This is a genomic window from Nitrospiria bacterium (assembly GCA_035517655.1).
GTDB lineage: Bacteria > Nitrospirota > Nitrospiria > JACQBZ01 > JACQBZ01 > JACQBZ01.
Genome location: DATIYJ010000021.1, coordinates 38,996 through 56,724 on the forward strand (window position 1 = coordinate 38,996; position 17,729 = coordinate 56,724).

General features: G+C 61.7%; 15 protein-coding genes. 5 read left to right on the forward strand and 10 right to left on the reverse strand.

Annotated features, from left to right (window positions below):
- The first annotated feature begins 217 nt into the window (after positions 1-217).
- Positions 218-1,027 carry an SDR family oxidoreductase gene (locus tag VLY20_04545; GenBank protein HUK55907.1) on the forward strand — a complete coding sequence of 270 codons (810 nt, stop codon included), beginning with the start codon at positions 218-220 and terminating at the stop codon, positions 1,025-1,027.
- 5 nt (positions 1,028-1,032) lie between these two features.
- Here VLY20_04545 and VLY20_04550 read toward each other — a convergent pair whose 3' ends face one another.
- The 4 genes from VLY20_04550 to VLY20_04565 all read right to left on the reverse strand — a co-directional run bounded on the left by VLY20_04550 (position 1,033) and on the right by VLY20_04565 (position 6,169).
- A complete protein-coding gene (locus VLY20_04550) occupies positions 1,033-2,475 on the reverse strand; it encodes a TldD/PmbA family protein (GenBank protein HUK55908.1) in 1,443 nt (480 codons plus the stop codon).
- Between the two features lie 94 nt (positions 2,476-2,569).
- On the reverse strand, positions 2,570-3,907 hold the full coding sequence (locus VLY20_04555) for a TldD/PmbA family protein (protein HUK55909.1): 1,338 nt from the start codon (positions 3,905-3,907) through the stop codon (positions 2,570-2,572).
- A gap of 6 nt (positions 3,908-3,913) precedes the next feature.
- Positions 3,914-5,125 carry a cytochrome b N-terminal domain-containing protein gene (locus VLY20_04560; protein ID HUK55910.1) on the reverse strand — a complete coding sequence of 404 codons (1,212 nt, stop codon included), beginning with the start codon at positions 5,123-5,125 and terminating at the stop codon, positions 3,914-3,916.
- A gap of 177 nt (positions 5,126-5,302) precedes the next feature.
- Positions 5,303-6,169 (reverse strand): SUMF1/EgtB/PvdO family nonheme iron enzyme, encoded by an 867-nt coding sequence (locus VLY20_04565; GenBank protein HUK55911.1) that lies wholly within the window; start codon positions 6,167-6,169, stop codon positions 5,303-5,305.
- Positions 6,170-6,534: 365 nt separating this feature from the next.
- Between VLY20_04565 and VLY20_04570 the strand changes: the two genes are divergently transcribed.
- Positions 6,535-7,878 (forward strand): replication-associated recombination protein A, encoded by a 1,344-nt coding sequence (locus VLY20_04570; GenBank protein HUK55912.1) that lies wholly within the window; start codon positions 6,535-6,537, stop codon positions 7,876-7,878.
- Positions 7,879-7,900: 22 nt separating this feature from the next.
- Complete coding sequence (prmA, locus tag VLY20_04575) at positions 7,901-8,788, forward strand: 50S ribosomal protein L11 methyltransferase (protein HUK55913.1); 888 nt, start codon at positions 7,901-7,903, stop codon at positions 8,786-8,788.
- 70 nt (positions 8,789-8,858) lie between these two features.
- Here prmA and VLY20_04580 read toward each other — a convergent pair whose 3' ends face one another.
- From VLY20_04580 to VLY20_04595, 4 genes are all read right to left on the reverse strand, one after another.
- Complete coding sequence (locus VLY20_04580) at positions 8,859-10,736, reverse strand: aryl-sulfate sulfotransferase (protein ID HUK55914.1); 1,878 nt, start codon at positions 10,734-10,736, stop codon at positions 8,859-8,861.
- 236 nt (positions 10,737-10,972) lie between these two features.
- Positions 10,973-11,260 carry a hypothetical protein gene (locus VLY20_04585; GenBank protein ID HUK55915.1) on the reverse strand — a complete coding sequence of 96 codons (288 nt, stop codon included), beginning with the start codon at positions 11,258-11,260 and terminating at the stop codon, positions 10,973-10,975.
- A 6-nt stretch (positions 11,261-11,266) separates the two neighbouring features.
- Entirely contained in the window at positions 11,267-11,485 is a 219-nt protein-coding gene (locus tag VLY20_04590; GenBank protein HUK55916.1) for a hypothetical protein, read from the reverse strand.
- A 189-nt stretch (positions 11,486-11,674) separates the two neighbouring features.
- Complete coding sequence (locus VLY20_04595) at positions 11,675-12,310, reverse strand: peroxiredoxin (protein HUK55917.1); 636 nt, start codon at positions 12,308-12,310, stop codon at positions 11,675-11,677.
- Positions 12,311-12,500: 190 nt separating this feature from the next.
- Between VLY20_04595 and metH the strand changes: the two genes are divergently transcribed.
- Positions 12,501-15,962: a methionine synthase gene (gene metH, locus VLY20_04600; protein HUK55918.1), complete on the forward strand. Its 3,462-nt coding sequence runs from the start codon at positions 12,501-12,503 to the stop codon at positions 15,960-15,962.
- Positions 15,963-15,980: 18 nt separating this feature from the next.
- Positions 15,981-16,430: a hypothetical protein gene (locus tag VLY20_04605; GenBank protein HUK55919.1), complete on the forward strand. Its 450-nt coding sequence runs from the start codon at positions 15,981-15,983 to the stop codon at positions 16,428-16,430.
- A gap of 86 nt (positions 16,431-16,516) precedes the next feature.
- On the opposite strand, the gene VLY20_04610 is transcribed toward VLY20_04605, so the two are convergent.
- Positions 16,517-17,380 (reverse strand): IS3 family transposase, encoded by an 864-nt coding sequence (locus VLY20_04610; protein ID HUK55920.1) that lies wholly within the window; start codon positions 17,378-17,380, stop codon positions 16,517-16,519.
- A complete protein-coding gene (locus VLY20_04615) occupies positions 17,377-17,670 on the reverse strand; it encodes a transposase (protein ID HUK55921.1) in 294 nt (97 codons plus the stop codon). The genes VLY20_04610 and VLY20_04615 overlap by 4 nt, the downstream gene beginning before the upstream one ends.
- Positions 17,671-17,729 lie beyond the last annotated feature (59 nt).

The window sequence follows — 17,729 nt, forward strand, 5'->3', positions numbered from 1 at the left end:
TCCTTCGGCAGCCCCATCCGTCCTCACTGCGTACTCTCCGATGTTTTATTCGGGGAATCACACGAAAGAGCCCTTGGCCTTTCCGTTGCGGGCGGACAGGGCGCCCCGCCTTCGGCCACCCGCCGAATGCACCCTACGTCAGGTCGTTCGCAGTAAATATTGATCGCAAACGATAGAGGCTTGACATTAGACCGGATTCATATTCTACTGAACGGGTATGTCCTCCATCTCACATCAAGGGACGACGGCCCTTGTCACCGGCGCCTCCAGCGGGATCGGCCTCGAGCTCAGCCGGCTGCTGGCGCGGGACGGCTGCCGCCTCGTGCTCGTGGCGAGAGACCGTGACCGCTTGGAAAAGGCCGCGCGGGAATTGCGGGAGCGGTTCAACGTCTCCGTCAAAGTCATCCCAACGGATCTTTCGAAGCCGCAGGCGCCCGAGGCGATCGTCCGGGAGCTTGAGCATGCATCGATCGAGATCGACATTCTCGTGAACAACGCCGGCTACGCCGTCTATGGCCCCTTCCTCAAGACGGATCCTGGGGTCGAGCTCGAAATGATGCAGGTGAATATGGCGAGCCTGACTCATCTGACGAAACGGCTTCTGCCGCACATGGTCAAAACGAAAGCGGGCCGGATCATGAACGTCGCCTCGACCGCGGCCTTCGCGCCGGGGCCGTTGATGGCGGTCTATTATGCGACCAAGGCCTACGTCCTCTCCTTCTCCGAGGCGCTGGCCGACGAGCTGCGCGGAACGGGCGTCACCGTGACGGCGCTCTGCCCGGGGGCCACCGAGACCGGCTTTCAGAAAAGGGCCGGAGCGGAAGATTCGATGATGTTCAAGCCGTGGAAGGTGATGGACGCCGGGACGGTCGCCCGGGTCGGCTATGAAGGAATGATGAAGGGGAAAACGGTCGTGATCCCCGGGCTGCTGAACAAGCTGTTGGTCTTTTCGATCCGCCTCGGCCCGAGGCGTTACGTCACGCGGATCGCAAGGTTGATGCAGGAAAGACGGAAGCCGAAATCCTGAACCGTTCAGGCCGTCACGCCCACGGTGACTTTGCGGAAGCGGGCGGGCGCGGCGCCGTGGGACATCTCGGCCGTCTGGCCCGGCTGGCCCTTTCCGCAGTTCACGACGCCCCAGAGCGTCCAGTGGTCGCCGTCGCAGACGGCGTCGCAGGAGCCCCAGAACTCCGGCGTGATCCCCTGGTAGGTGCAGTTCTTGAGCATCGCGCCGCGCCGGCCTTTCCTGATTTCCCAGCCGATCTCGCAGCCGAACTGGAAATTATACCGCATCTGGTCGATCGACCAGCTTTTGTTCGTGCACATGAAAATGCCGTCCTTCGTATCCGCGATCAGCTCGTCCAGCGTCCGGTCGCCCGGCATCAGGCTTAAGTTCGTGATCCTGATCATCGGAAGCGAGGCCCAGCTGTCGGCGCGGCCGCAGCCGCGGCTGGGCTCCCGGATCACCGGCGCGAATTCGCGGTTGGTGTGGTAGCCCACGAAAATTCCGTTTTGAACGATGGGCCAGCGCTGCGCCCGGACGCCGTCGTCGTCGTAGCCGAAAGTCGAAAGCCCGCCCGGCACGGTCGAGTCGGCCATCAGGGTCACCCGCTCCGAGCCGTAGCGGAACTTTTTGTACTTCTCCATTGTCAGAAAGCTCCGGCCGGCGTAATTCTCCTCCAGGCCCAGGACGCGATCCAGCTCCGAGGGATGGCCCATCGATTCATGGATCTGGAGGGCGAGCTGCGTCCCGTCCAGGATCAGGTCTTTTTTGCCCGGGGGACACGGCTTCGCGGTCAGCAGCGCCACGGCCTCTTCGCGGGTTTTCTCGGCGTTCTCGATCAACGCGAGCCCCCGGACCAGCTCGTAGCCCATTCCCATGTACTGCCCGCCGAAGCTCATCGGGTAGGAGCGTTTCTGGACCTCGCCGTTCTCCACGGCGGTCGCGGCGTAGCCCGCGCCGGTGCGGGTCAGGGTCTGGTCGACGAAGGTCCCTTCGCTCGTCGCGAGCCATTGCCGCTCCCGGACGCATCCCATCGTCGACTCGGCGACCTTGATGCGGCGGTCCTTCCGGAGGATCTCATCGATGCGAAACAGCAGGTCCAGTTTCTCGCTCACCGGCACCTTGAACGGATCGATCACGAGCGGCGTCTGCCACGCGGTGTCCACGACGTCCTCTTTCGAGAGGCGGACGTTTCCCTTTTTAAGCTTCGCGCTCGCCTTCGCGATCCGGCAGGCCAACACCGCGGTCTTTCGAATGTCCTCCTTGGCCAGCGAGGGGCCGGCCGCAAAGCCCCACGCGCCGTCCGCGATCACCCGCACGCCGAGCCCGAGCGACTCGTCCTGGCGCATCTCGCCCAGCTCCCCGTTCCGGACCGTCAAATCTTCGACCGTCGTTTGTAGGATCCGCACGTCGGCGTACGATGCCCCGTGGCGTTTCGCGGTGTTTAAAGCAATCGCGGTTAAATCGCGCATGGATCTATCTCCTCATCCGTTGCATAAACGGGTCCTGTCCTTCGGCAGCCCCGCCTTCGGCCACCCGTTTATGCGTCGGGATACAGAACATCTTTCAAAACCTCGTCCCGCTCGAAAAATTGAACCCCCGGATCTTCACCGCCGGGCAGACGATCCCCCCGCCCCAGAAGGCGTGGGCGTAGGCCGTTTCGCGGCCCAGCGCCTCGACCCGGTTGAAGGCCCCGACGACGCTCTCGGTGAAGCGGAAATTTTTCACGGGATGCCTGACCTTTCCCTTCTCGACCAGGAAGACGCCGTCCCGGGTCATGCCTGTGATCGTCAACGTGACCGGGTCGAGAATGTTGGTGTAATGGAAATGGGTGATCAGCAGACCGCGGTCGGTCGACGCGACCATTTCGTCGACCGAGGAATTTCCGCCCTCCAGCATCAGATTGAGCGGCATCGGGCCGTTGGTATTGGGCTGCGGCAGGGCGTGGCCGGTCGAGGACGTTCCGGCCTCCTTCGCCGTTTTCCGGTCGTGCACGACCGCCTTCGCCACGCCCCGGTCTACAAGAACGACGCGGCGGCGCGGCATGCCCTCGTAATCGAAATTCAGGCCGAGCGTCCGGGGATTGTAGACGTCGTCCACGATCACGACCTTCTCGCTCAAGATCTTCCGGCCCAGCCTGCCCGACACGAAGCTGCGGCCTTCGAGATACGGCAGCGCGCCGAACCCTTCCCAGGCCATGAAGAGCAGAAGCTCCGCGACGGCGGCCGGCTCCAGGATCACGTCGTAGGCCCCCGGCGGCAGGACCCTGGGACCGCGGCCCGCCAGGGCCTTCTCGATGGCGACGGACGTCAGGGCCTCGGGGTGAACGGCGCGGATGTTCGGGTGGGTCGCGTCCGCCCAGCCGGAACTGTCGCGGGCCATCACCGTCACGCTGAAGCTGGCCGAGGTGTAGGCGTTGTACGCGAAGAGGCCGTTCGAATTCGCCAGGCCCGTCGCCTGCATTCCGTGCGAGAAGATCCCGGCCGCCGTCGTCTTTTTCTTCCGACAGGCCGCCACGGCGCGGCGGATGCAATCCACCTTTTCATCCGGCGTGACGGCCATCGTCTCCGGGACGGCATGGGAGAGCGGCCGGTAGGTCTGCGGCCCGGGGAAAGACAAGAGCGCGGGATCTTCCGGCTGGACCGACGCGATTTGAACGGCCTTCCGAAGCGTCCGCTCCAGGGTGGCGCGGTCGAAGCGGTTGCAGCTCGCCCGTCCCTGGCGCCTCCCCTTTTGAACGCGGATCACGGCCTCGGCGTTTCCGGTCTCGATGTGCTGCGAGACGATGTTGTTCCCGAAGCGGGTGAGGCCTTCCTGCTGCGCCGCGAGCAAGACCTCCACGGCCGTTCCGTCGGCCAGCGCCGTCACCTGTTTTACGATGTCGCGAAAGCGGGATTCGTTCATGATCGGTCAGCGCGCGTGTTGGTCGGGGTCATGGCCGGGGTGGTCTTCGTGAGGCTCGTCATGGTGCTCTCCCGGTGGGACGGCTTCGTCGTGGGTCTGCCCGCCGGGCGGCATTTCGTCCATCTGCATGCCGGGCATCCATTCCATGTTTTCCTCGTGGCCGTGGTGATGGCCGTGATGAACCTGTTTGGGGGCCAGCCAGGCATAAACGGTCAGGCTCAAAAGAACGAGCGCGGTCGCGGCCCCCAGCGCCAGCACCCCCTTGCGGTCCTTCGGATCGCGGCTCGCGCCCCGATCGAGCAGCGGCACGATGAGGATGAGCAGGAACAAAACGATCGTGCTGTACAGGATCCCGGCCATGCCCAAAAAATTTTCGGCGCCGTACTGCCAGAGATAGATCCAGGGCGGCTTGACGCCGGTCTCTACGGAGGAGGCCTCGGGCTGCAAGGGGGCGGAAACGAGCGCCGCGAGGATCGCGACAAGGCCGTAGAAAACGAGGCTGAACCGGATGATCCCGAACAGATGTTCGGAAAACGTCCCGCTCAACTCGGACTGCGGGACTTCGGGCAGTTTGGAATGCGGCCCGCGGGGAAGCGGCGAGATGTTGAAGACATGAATCAGATAAAAATGGCCGACGATCAAAAAGACCAAAAGCAGCGGGGCCAGCGAGACGTGAAAACTGTACATCCGCGCGCTCATCGAGACGCTCTTCGTCAGGCCCTCCCCCAGCAGGCCTCCGAGGGGACCCAGAAGACCCACGACGAACTGATAGTGCTCCAGGGCCTCGGACCCTTCCTGGTCCCACTTGATGACCGTCCCCGAAAAGTACGAAAGCATCGTCGCGGTAAAAAACAGCCCGACGCCGAAATACCAGGTCAGGGCGCGCGGGGCTTTGTAGGACCCGCTGTAAAATACCCGGAGGAGATGCGCGCACATCGATAGGATCACGGCCTGCGCCGTCCAGTAATGGAAGGAACGGAGCCACCGGCCGCCGGCGACCTGCTCCGCGATATAATGGACGCTGCGGTTGGCCTGGTCCGGCTGGGGATTGAAGAATTGGGTCAGGATCAGGCCGGTGAGAAACAGGAGGGCAAAGCCCGTCAGCGTGATTCCGCCGAGGCAATAGCCGAGATTCTTGGCGTGGGCCGGGACCGGAAAAGAAAGGCGGCTCAGGCGGGTCCATTGATCCAGTCGATTCCAGAGACTGCCGTTCGACATGCGACCTCGAATCGATTGTGCGGCGGAACAAGAATGTCGATTCTACTCGAACGAAGAGTGTTTGTCAAAGTAGTTACTCAGCGAGCGAAGGTCGCGAGAGGGGGAGGCTCCATTCCGCCTTCGGCGGATGGAGGGGGCGACGCGAGCCCCTACAAACGGTCGATCATTTGTCAAAACTCAAGCGCTCTTGGCGCATCGGAAACCGAGATCCCCGAAACTGAAGACGGGGTCGAAATAAAGACGGTAGGAGGCCCTGGCTTCGTGCGCGGTGATCTCCCGCGCCTCGTCCTCCCGCTGATGGCCGAAACTCCGGGCCCAGGATTTTCCACGGATGACCTTGAAGCGCCGGCCGTATTTATCGGACGGAACCGCGTTTCCCGGATACGGCTGGTACCAGTCCTCGGTCCATTCCCAGACGTTGCCCTCCAGATCCAGGACCTTGTAGAAGCTCGCGCCCTGCGGATAGGACCCGACCGGCCGCAGTCCGTCCGAGAGCAGATTGGCCTTGCCGGCATCGAATTCGTTCCCCCAGGGATAGCGAAGACCCTCCGGCCCGCGGGCGGCCTTTTCCCACTCGGCCTCGGTGGGAAGCCGTTTTCCGGCCCAGGCACAATAGGCCGCGGCCTGATACCAGGTCACGTCCGTCACGGGATAGCGATCCCGGCCCGGGGGGTACGCATCGGCCTCCCAGGACGCGGGGGACTGCGCGCGCCGCGCGCGGATGTAGGCCGCGAAATCCCGGTTGGTCGCCTCGTAGCGGTCGAGAAAAAAACCGGGCAGGTTCACGGTGCGGGCCGGGGCCTCATCCTGAAACCAGGGCTTGATCAAGCCCAGATCCACGCTCCGGCCCTGAAGATCTTTTTCATCGCTTCCCATCGTGAAGGGGCCGGGAGGAATCCAGACCATCCCGGGGGGCGGCGACGAACAGGCGAACGCGCCCGCGCAGACTCCCAGAAAGACTCCGAGGAGGATCCAAAACCGAACGGTTTTATTTGGACGGGCCGGATGCCGTTGCGATTTCATCATGACGCTCGCGTCACGCATGATAACAATTCCCTTCGCGAAAAATCAACGCGGGCGATCCCCGCCCCGAGCGCCGAGGCAGGCCGGAGCTGCCATCGATAAGCGGCCATGATCAAACACACACGACAGACTTAGAGTGACATCCGGCGGGTGGCCGAAGGCGGGCGCCCCATCCGCCCGCAACGGACAGGCCAAGGAGTTTTTCGTGTGGTTCCCCTGCGAATCCCGGGAAGATGCGGAGTGAGGACGGATGGGGCTGCCGCAGGACAGGACCCGCCGGGTGTGAGTCGATGTAAGCAGTCATGGGTACAACCCCACGGTGCCGCCCCTGCGCGCTGCTCAGCCGGCGTTGCAAAATCGCAGGGGATGTGCGATTCTATTTCGTCATGGATCTGTTTGAAACAAAAGAACCCCAAGGTCCCCCGCCGCCGCTGGCCGAGCGGATGCGGCCGGGAACGCTCAACGAGTTCGTCGGACAGGAGCATCTCGTCGGGCCGGGCCATTTCCTATCGACCGTTCTGCGATCGGACCATCCCCCCTCGATCATTTTTTGGGGCCCGCCCGGCTCCGGCAAGACCACCCTCGCGCGGATCATCGCGCGGGCCACGCAGTGCCGCTTCGTCTTTTTCTCGGCCGTGCTGGCCGGCGTGAAAGAGGTCCGCGAGATCGTGGCCGAGGCCAAGGTCCGGAAAAAAACGGAGGGGAAGCGGACGATCCTTTTCGTGGACGAGATCCACCGCTTCAACCGGAGCCAGCAGGACGCGTTTCTCCCCCACGTGGAGGACGGGACGATCATACTGATGGGCGCGACGACCGAGAACCCGAGTTTCGAAGTCAACGCCCCTTTGCTCTCCCGCTGCCGCGTCCTGGTTTTAAAATCGCTCGAGCCGGATCATATCGTCCGCGTCCTCCGACAGGCCCTCACCGATCCGGAGCGGGGCCTGGGCAAGATGGCGATCGACGCGGCGCCGGAACTTTTGGAAGAGATGGCCGACTGGTCGGAGGGGGACGCGCGACGGGCCTTGAACCTTCTCGAGGCGGCCGTCGCGTTGTGTCCGGAGAAGGACGGGAAACGGCATCTGACCGAGAAAGAGGTCCGGGAGGCGGCCCAGACCCGTCTGTTGCTGTTCGACAAAAGCCGCGAGGAGCATTACAACGTCATCTCGGCCTTCATCAAGAGCATGCGCGGAAGCGATCCGGACGCCGCGGTCTACTGGCTGGCCCGGATGCTCGAGGCCGGGGAAGACCCCCTTTTCATTGCACGACGGATGGTCATCTTCGCCTCGGAAGACGTCGGCAACGCCGATCCGCAGGCGCTTCCGATCGCCGTCGCCGCGCTCCAGGCCTTTCACGCCGTCGGCCTGCCCGAGGGCTGGATTCCCTTGAGTCAGGCCGCGACCTATCTGGCCTCGGCGCCGAAGAGCAACGCGAGCTACACGGCGTATAAGAAAGCGGCGAGGGCTTCCAGGGATCACGGCAGCCTCCCCGTCCCGCTGCACCTTCGCAACGCCCCGACGCGCCTGATGGAAACGCTCGGCTACGGCAAGGGCTATCAATACCCGCACGACCTCCCGGATCAGCTCGCGGCGCAGGATTATCTGCCGGAGGCCCTGCGGAAAGAACGGTACTACGAGCCCAAGGAGGTCGGACACGAAAAAGAAATCCGAAAGCGCCTCGACGAAATCCGCGAGCAAAGGAAAAAAATCCGCAAAGAAGCCGGGGAAGAATAAGTCCTCCGACCGCTGGCTCGAGATCGGCGTCGAGTGCGGCGCCGACGCAGGCGACGCCGTCGCCGAGCGGCTCGGGCCCTACGGCGAGGGCGGGGCTGCGGTCGAGTCGCGCCCGGTGGGGAAGGCCCGGCTTTCCGACGAGCCGGTTTCCGCTTTGGTTTGGGTCAGGATCTATCTTCCCGCGGCCGTTTGGAAGCGCAAGCGGCCCCGCATCGAGCGAGCGCTGCGGGAGCTCCGCAAGGAATATTCCCTCTCAAAGATCCGGACGCGCGCCTTGGGCCCGGAGGACTGGGCCGAGCAATGGAAGAAGGGCTACCAAACCCGGAAGGTCGGCCGACGGACGGTGATCGTGCCGTCCTGGAAAAGGTATCGTCCGAAACGAAATGAAATCGCGGTGACGATGGACCCGGGCATGGCCTTCGGGAGCGGGCTTCATCCCACGACGCGGCTCTGTCTCATCGCGCTGGAAAAATATCTCAGGACCGGCGACCGGGTCCTGGATGTCGGCACCGGTTCCGGGATCCTCGCGATCGCGGCCGCGAAGCTTTGCGCCGGCTCCGTCGACGCGCTGGACATCGAACCCGCCGCAATCGACGCGGCCAAGCGCAATGCAACCGAAAACGGCGTCGCCAAAAGCGTCAAGCTTTATCTTGGAACATTGAAGGAGCTCGGCGCGACGATCCGGCCGGCCGGCCTCGTCCTGGTCAACATCTTGGCCTACGCGATCATCCGCATGCTGCCGGAACTGAAGTCCAAGCTCCGGCCGGGCGGGCTTCTCATCACCGGCGGGATTCTGGCCGAGTTCCGTCCCGATGTTGAAGCCGCGTTGAGGCGGGAAGGCTTCGAAGTGATCGAAGCGCTTCAGGAAGAAGACTGGGTCACGCTCGTCGCGCGAAGGGGTGCTTCATGATAATGACGGCGTCTCGGTCTGTACATTCCCCCGAGAGCCCCGGCCAGGCCCCTCGTCATCTTGCGTCGGATCAATTCACCGGAGCTTTGTACAGGTCCAACATTCGAAAGCTGCGATAGGCGATCGTATTCGAGACCTGGGCGATCATTCCAATGCTGCCATCCGGCCGCACTTCAATGGATTGATTATAAGGACCGGGGATCGGGACCGGGATCCCCGCCAGAAAGTGATAGTCGCCGTTCAAGAGAAGAGAGGCGCTGCCCAGCGCCTGGGAATAAACCCCCAAATCGGTCAGGATCATCGGAGTCGCCGTCATCGTCGTTTGGTCGACATTCAGCACATAACCCCGACTGTTCGCGGTTGGGAACAGCGAATGGCGTGTATTGCCGTTATCAAACATCGACAGAACACTCGTGCCGTTCAGCTCAAAGCCCACGTCGTGCTGATGCGAAAACCAGGGATAGGGGTCGCTGGAATTGATCGTAAAGTCGCCGTCCTTCCCGAGTTTCCAAACCACGTCGCCCGTGCCGGTTCCGTTGTTATAGTCGATCTTGAACACCCAGTCCTGGTGACGCGCGGAATAGACCAAGCTCCCGTCCGAGACGTAGTCGATGGAGTTCCCGTGCAGCCAGTCGTTGGCCAGGCTGCCTAGGAACAAGGGGGGACATCCCCCCTGACCCTGCCGGCAGGTTTCGCCGAGCACCGCGGCGCGATTCACATCCAGATGGTCAAAGGAGTTCCAAAACCAGGCCACCTGCCAGTTCGTATCGAGATCGATGATCATGTCCCCGACGATATCCACGGGATTCGCGGCCGAAGATCCCTGGGTTCCGTCCGTAAAAACCTTTTCTGCAACGGCCAATACCACGGTATGCCCGTTCTTCAACCGAATGGCGTCGTGCGTAAACGAGCCGACAAGACACTGGGTGGAACCCAACTGGCACGAGGAGGTCTGCCCCATCGCCACCACTTGCTCGGAGACCCGCGCCGCGTTTGTCTCATGGATGACATTGCCCGTCAGGTCGATCTCCCTCAAGACGGCGTTCGGCCCGTACATCCCGTTCAAATCGGTTCCAACCGCCAGGAGCAAAATTGTTCCTCCGGCCACCGGCCCGGTGACCAAGGGTGTCGTCCCCGAAGGATCCTGATAATACCAGATCGGATAGCCCGACAGATCGAAGGCTACCGGAAAATAACCCACGGTGATCGGGGTCTCGAGCAACACGTGGTTGGCCAGGCTGTCCTGCAACCCCGGAGGATTGGGAAAAGTAACCGGAGGGAACGTGACCGTAGGGATCCCCGTCTGGAAAGCAAGCGTGGGTCCGGCCACGACCTTGAGTCCCGTTACCGTTTCCGAACGCATGTAGTACACCGAATCCGCCCGCATACCGGCGACATAAAAATTCATGCTGGCCGGCGGGACGCATGGAAGCCAGCCCGTGCTGTCGACATTGCCCACGGTCCCCTTGCGCCAGAAACGCACCTGCATGAAACTGCCCAACGAACAAGAGGGGGCGCTGAACAAAGCGATCAGCGGGTTGGCCGTCGCACTGACCACCGGGCTGCTCCCGGAAAGTCGCGACGTCAACTGGAAGCTGATGGACGCTTGAGCCGTGGCCTGCGTGGCGTTGTTTCGCGCCGTCACCTGGATCTGGAAAGTACCGTCGTACTTGGCCGGGGCCACCTGGAACGTGTTCGTCGTACTGTAATCCCGCATCATGATGAGCAGGTTGGGAGAGGGACCGGCACTGAAGCGGAAAGAAATCGTGCCGGGATCCGAGTCCGTGGCGGTCGCGGTCAGCGATATGGTTGTTCCGACCGGCTGGGGCGAGGCCGGCAACGCCGCAAGATCCACGGTTATGGCCGCCGCCGCTTGATAACTCGTTGCGGCTATTATGAATAAAACCGCGGGTAAAACGAAGCGTTTCTTTATTGAAAGCGGTGTCATAAGCTTTGCTCCTGATTTAGACCCCGGGGTTCCGGGCTGGAACATCGTATTCTTGGCCGCGTCCAGGGTGTCGGACGAAGCACCTGTTCTTGCACAAAAGCGGAAGCATTATAAATTTTTTCGGGCTCCAGGTCAATCCCTCGAAAGTGGGGTTTTCCACTCCGAAAAACCCCTACTGCGATGCCGTTGCGGGCCCGGGACGTTCAAACGCGGTCTCTATATATTGGTTCGGGACCTTACGGGGTTTCGGTGATCTGGGTGCGGCGTTCCTTGCCCGCGCCGCCGTAGACCATGAAGACTTTCTTCCCCTGCCGGACGTGGTAGACCGCCCAGGCGGGCGCTTTTCCGTCGTAGGAGGCGTCGGGGTCCTCGCCGGAGGCCTTGAGGTGGTCGGGATAGGTGATGCCGACGTCGACCACTTCGGCCAGAAGGCATTCGGTGGTAAAACCCTTGCCGGTCAGGGCGACCTTCATCAGGAGTTGATTGATCTGTTCCGGGTCGTTCATTTCGATCGATTGGGGCATCGTCGCTCACATCAATTTTTTCAACTCGGCTTCCATCACGGATACCCACCGCTCGACCGGCGCCTCGGCGTCCACGATGATCTCATACTTCCCGTTCGGGAGCTTCCTGACCTTTCCCGGCGCTTCCGGGCCGAGCGGGATCTCGATCCATTCGCGGTTGATACCGAGGCGGTCCGTCACCTCGAAGATCGCGTTGATTTCCTTCATTCCGACGACTTTGAGCAATTGTGTCCCCTCACGACAAAAAGTACCTAACGTAAGCGGGTCCTGTCCTTCGGCAGCCCCACTTCCGGCCACCCGCTTATCGGCCCATAACCTTACCATCCCCGCTCGCGGGTTGTCAAAAGACTTGACTTGGTTGCCAGATTTGGAATGATCGCGGGGACGGCGAAATCCGGCCGCCCCCGCGGGTCGTCACAGGTTGGGCTGGGGCGTGGTCCGAAGATAGGGCTTGATGACCTTGTGTCCCTTCGGAAACTTGCCCGCGATCTCCTCGTCTTTCACCGACGTGGCGATGATGCAGTCCTGCCCCGGCTTCCAGTCGGCCGGCGTCGCGACGCTGTATTTCGCGGTCAACTGCAGCGATTCGACCACGCGGAAGATCTCGTCGAAGTTCCGTCCCGTCGCGGCCGGATAGGTCAGGGTCAGCTTGAGCTTCTTGTCCGGGCCGATGATGAAGACCGACCGGACGGTCATGTTGTCGATCGCGTTGGGATGGATCATGTCGTACAGCAGGGCGACTTTCCGCTCGGGATCGCCGATGATCGGATAGTCGACCACGCAGTTCTGGGTCTCCTCGATGTCCTTGATCCATTTCGTGTGGTCGCCGATCGGGTCGACGCTCAGGGCGACGACCTTGACGCCCTTTTGGGCGAACTTGTTCTTGAGTTTCGCCACCGCGCCCAGCTCGGTGGTGCAGACCGGCGTGAAATCTTTCGGGTGGGAAAAGAAAATCACCCAGTTGTTCCCGATCCATTCATGAAAACGGATCGGACCCTGCGTGGATTCCGCCGTGAAATCCGGCACGATGTCTCCTAATCGAACGGCCATGGCTCCCTCCTTTAAATGGTTAAGTTCCGTGAATCCAGTCGTTTTAATCTCTAAAATAAGGTCGGACCTTTATTTATAAACCCCTAGCCGGGCCCTGGTCAAGAGGAAATTGGAGGGGGCGCCTCTCTGTGAAAAGGAATAGATATAGTGCAACCGATTCTGATAAAATGTGAAATTCATTCGGTGACCCATGAATATCAACGAACTTAAAAAGATTTTATCCGCGCGCATCCTGGTGATCGACGGCGCGATGGGGACGCAGATCCAGAACCGGAACCTCGCGGCGAAGGATTTCGGCGGGCCGCTTCTTGAAGGCTGCAACGAGAACCTGAACCTCACCCGTCCCGACGTGATCCAGGCTATCCACGAGGCCTATCTCGCGGCCGGCGCGGACATCGTCGAGACGAACACCTTCGGCGGGACCTCGATCGTGCTGGCCGAGTACGGTCTCCAGGACAAGGTGCTTGAGATCAACCGGGCCGGGGCGCGACTCGCGCGCGCCGCCGCGGAGCGCTTCTCGACCTCCGAGCGTCCGCGGCTCGTGGCCGGCGCGATGGGGCCGACGACCAAGACGCTGCTCGTGACCGGCGGGGTCACCTTTGACCAGCTCAGCGAAGCGTTCTACCTCCAAACGAAGGGACTGATCGAGGGCGGCGCCGACCTGCTCTTGCTCGAGACGGCCCAGGATACTTTGAACCTCAAGGCCGCGGCGATCGGCGTACTGAAGGCCTTAAAAGAATCCGGCCGGGAGCTTCCGCTGATGATCTCGGCCACGATCGAGCGGACCGGCACGATGCTGGCCGGCCAGGCCGTGGAGGCTCTGTACACGTCGCTCGAACATCTGCCGCTATTTTCGATCGGGCTGAACTGCGCCACAGGGCCGGAGTTCATGACGGATCATATCCGCTCGCTCGCGGCGCTCGCGACCTGTTATATCAGCGTCTATCCCAACGCCGGGCTGCCGGATGAAGAAGGGAAATATTCCGAGACGCCCGAATCGCTCTCGGCCAAACTCGCGCGCTTCGCGGACGAGGGCTGGCTGAACCTCGTCGGCGGCTGCTGCGGCACGACCCCGGAGCATATCAAAGCGATCGCCGACATGGTCAAAGGCAAGAAGCCCCGCGTCCCGCAGACGCTGGTCAAGCCGGCCGTATCCGGGATCGACTATCTGCCGATCGAGGAGGACAACCGTCCCATCATCGTGGGCGAGCGGACGAACGTGATCGGCAGCCGGAAGTTCAAGGACCTGATCGTGTCGGAGAAGATCGAGGAGGCCTCCGAGATCGGCCGCGCCCAGGTCAAGACCGGGGCGCAGGTGTTGGATGTTTGCATGGCCAACCCCGACCGCAACGAGCTTTTTGACATGGACCGCTTCATTCAAATCCTGAACAAGAAGGTCAAGTCCCCGCTCATGATCGACTCGACCGACGCCGCCGTGACCGAGGCCGCGCTCAAGCACTGCCAGGGGAAATGCGTGATCAACTCAATCAACCTTGAGGACGGCGAGGAGCGCTTCGAGAAGATTGTGCCGCTGCTCAAAAAATACGGCGGCGCGGTGGTCGTGGGCTGCATCGACGAGGACAAGGTCCAGGGCATGGCCGTCGCGCGGCAGAGGAAGCTCGCCGTCGCTCAAAGGTCGCACGACCTGCTGGTGAACAAGTACGGCGTCCCCGTTCGGGACCTCATCTTCGACGCCCTGGTCTTCCCGGTCGGAACGGGCGACGCCAACTACATCGGCTCGGCGCCCGAGACGATCGAGGGCATCCGGCTGATCAAGGAAGCTCTGCCGGGCGTCAAGACGGTGCTGGGGATCAGCAACGTCTCCTTCGGCCTCCCGCCCGCCGGGCGGGAAGTTTTAAACGCCGTTTTCCTGTATCACTGCGTCAAGGCCGGGCTGGATTACGCGATCGTCAATTCCGAGAAGCTTGAGCGCTACCCGTCCATCCCGGAGGAGGAGCGGCGGCTTGCGGAGGACCTGATCTACTGGCGCGGAAAAGACCCCGTGGCGGCCTTCGCCGAATATTTCCGTGCGAAGAAGCCGGCCGCGAAAAAACCCAAGAGCTCGCTGTCGCTCGATGAGCGGCTGGCACGGTATATTATTGAAGGCTCGAAGGATGGACTGGTCGAGGACCTCGATGAGGCGCGCAAAACCCGAAGCCCCCTTGAGATCATCAACGGCCCGCTGATGGCCGGGATGGACGAGGTCGGGCGGCTGTTCAACAACAACGAATTGATCGTGGCCGAGGTGCTGCAGTCGGCCGAAGCGATGAAGGCCGCGGTGCGCCACCTCGAACAATTCATGGAGAAGAGCGACACCGCCAGCCGCGGCAAGATCATCCTGGCGACGGTGAAGGGCGACGTGCACGACATCGGGAAGAACCTCGTCGAGATCATCCTCGGCAACAACGGCTACAAGATCGTCAATCTCGGCATCAAGGTCCCGCCGGAGGAGTTGATCGCGGCCTATCAGCGCGAGCGGCCGGACGCGATCGGCCTGTCCGGGCTCCTGGTCAAGTCGGCCCAGCAAATGGTCGTGACGGCGCAGGATTTGAAGGCGGCCGGGATCGCGGCGCCGATCCTCGTCGGCGGCGCCGCGCTGACGAAAAAATTCACGGACACCAAGATCGCGGCCGAGTATGCCGGCCCGGTGATCTATGCCAAGGACGCGATGAACGGGCTCGATATCGCGAACCAGTTGATGAACGAAGATTCGCGCGAGGACTTTCTGAACAAAGTCCGGGAAGACCGGAAACACATGGTCCAGGTTACCGAGGAGCGCGCATCCCGTCCCGCGACGCTTACTGAGGCCACGGCCGCGCGTTCGGCCGTGCGGAGGAATCATCCCCTGCCGAGGCCGTCGGACTTCGATCTGCATGTGATCGAAAAGGGTCCCGTCGAGGAGATCTTCGGATACATCAACCCGGTCATGCTGTACGGGAAGCATCTGGGCCTGAAGGGAAACCTGGAAAAGCTTCTGGCCGAGAAGGACGAGACGGCCGAAAAACTTTACAAAACAGTCGAGGCGTTCAAGAAAGAGGCAATCGCAAAAAAATATATCACGGCACAGGGGGTCTACCGGTTCTTTCCATGCCAATCGCGTGGAGACGATCTTTTGATCTTCGATCCGTCCGATCCATCGCGTATGATTGAGACATTCACATTCCCGCGGCAACCTTCCGGCGAGCGGCTCTGCCTCTCGGACTACTGCCGTGACGTCGAGTCCAAAGAGATCGACAGCGTGGCGTTCTTCGCCGTCACCTGCGGACGCGGCGTGCGGAAACTATCCACGCAATGGAAAGAGGCGGGGGACTATCTGCGTTCGCACATGCTGCAGGCCGTGGCGGTCGAGGGGGCGGAGGGCTTTGCGGAATGGCTGCACAAAAAGATTCGCGCGGACTGGGGTTTCCCCGATCCGCCTTCGCTCGCATTACCGGATCTCTTCCATAAAAAATACCGCGGCGTGCGCGTCAGCTTCGGCTATCCGGCCTGCCCGAACCTCGCCGACCAGCACAAACTCTTCAAGCTGCTCGACGTCGCCGCAAAGATCGGCATCCAATTGACCGACGGCGACATGATGGACCCCGAAGCCTCCGTCTCGGCCCTCGTCTTCCATCATCCGGACGCGAAGTATTTCAGGACGGATACTGCATAGGGATTGTAGGGGGCCTTGATGAGAGTTTTTGCGTTCCTAATCATTGCAGGAATGCTTGTGGGGTGCCAGACCGCTCCTCGGCCGCTGCCCCCGGATGAATTGAATCGCATCCAAACTCGCACGTTCAACGAGCCCTTCGATCGCGTCTTCTCCGCCGTTCTGGAAACCCTCCGGGATGCCCGCTACCCCATCGCCGTGTCCGACACTCAATCGGGCCTCATCATGACCGACGACGTACTGCCGGAGGGACATCCAATCGCCGAAACCGAGGCCGCCGTCCGCTCCAAGTGGAGCGTCATGGTCACTCGGACCGGGGATAATCGAACCACTGTCCGAGCTCGGTGGTTCTATGCCATCCGGGGCGCTATCCTCCTTCGCTTTCGCGAGGCCGACCAGCCGGAATCCGAGGAGGCTCACTATAAGCCATTTTTCGAAAAGCTGGAATCGAAATTGAAAAATAGCCCCTGACTTTTAAATGGATTGGAGTCTGAGAATTTTCCCAGAAATAATAAATAGGGACAGATTGAGGTAGCCCCGATTCCATGGACAGATGGTTAAGCCCCCGGATGCCGCTCCTCAAACTGCACCGGGCTTTGGTAATCTAACGCCGCGTGGCGGCGCTGCCGATTATAAAACAGTTCGATGTAGTCAAACAACGCCGCCCGCGCCTGATCTCGATCGAAGAAGGTCTGATGGAAAACCCATTCGTTCTTCAGCGAACTAAAAAAGCTCTCCACCACGGCGTTGTCGTAACAGTTGCCCTTTCGACTCATGCTGGGCTGCATCCCCTGCATCTGAAGCCGGCTCCGATAAAGACGGCTGGCATACTGGATGCCCTGATCGGTGTGATGGATCAGTCCGGGCGAAGGACGGCGGTGGGCAATCGCCATGGCCAGTGCATCAAGCACCAACTGGCCGTCGGGCCGTTCACTCATCGCCCACCCCACGACGCGTCGGGAGTACAAATCCAACAGCACGGCCAGATACAGCCACCCCCGGCGGGTGGGAATAAAGGTGATATCCCCGGCCCAGATCCGGTTCGGAACGGCCACGGCAAACTGCCGGTCCAGATGATTGGGTGCGGGCGGATCGCTGTTGCGGGCCGCATAGGCCGCTCGAAACCGTCGCATCCGTCGGGCTTCGATGCCATGGATCCGTCGCAGTCGCCTCACGCGGTGTCGGCCGCACGGCACGCCCTCGTCGTTCAAAGTCCGCCAGGTCTTGACCGCGCCGTAGGCCTCCCGGTTCTGGGCGTGAAGCCGGCGGATCTGAAGCAGCAGGGTCCGATTGGCTTGCGCCCGGCGACTCTCCGGTCGGTTGCGCCCGGCGTAGTAGCCGCTACGGCTCACGCCCACGGCGGCGCACAGGTGATCGACGCGATGAACCGACCGGTGCGCTTCGATGAAGGCGTGCTTCATTCGGATCCCTTGGTGAAGAACGCCACGGCTTTTTTTAAAATGTCCCGCTCCTCACGCAGCCGCGCGTTCTCCCGTCGGAGCCGGGCCACTTCATCGGCGGGGGCGGGCAGACGCCCCGAGCCGGGAAAGGAATGCTCGCCGTGAGTCCGAATTTGCGCCTGCCATTTATAAAGCCGATTTCTCGGGACCCCCAGCTCCCGGGCCAGTTCCGCCGCCGGTTTACCGGATTGCTCCAGCAACCGCACGGCTTCGGCTTTAAACGCTTTGGTAAAACTCCGGCGCTTTCGCATTGGACACCTCCAGGGGTATTGTCCCCTTTTCTAGTGTCCATGAAAAGAGGGGTAGCTCA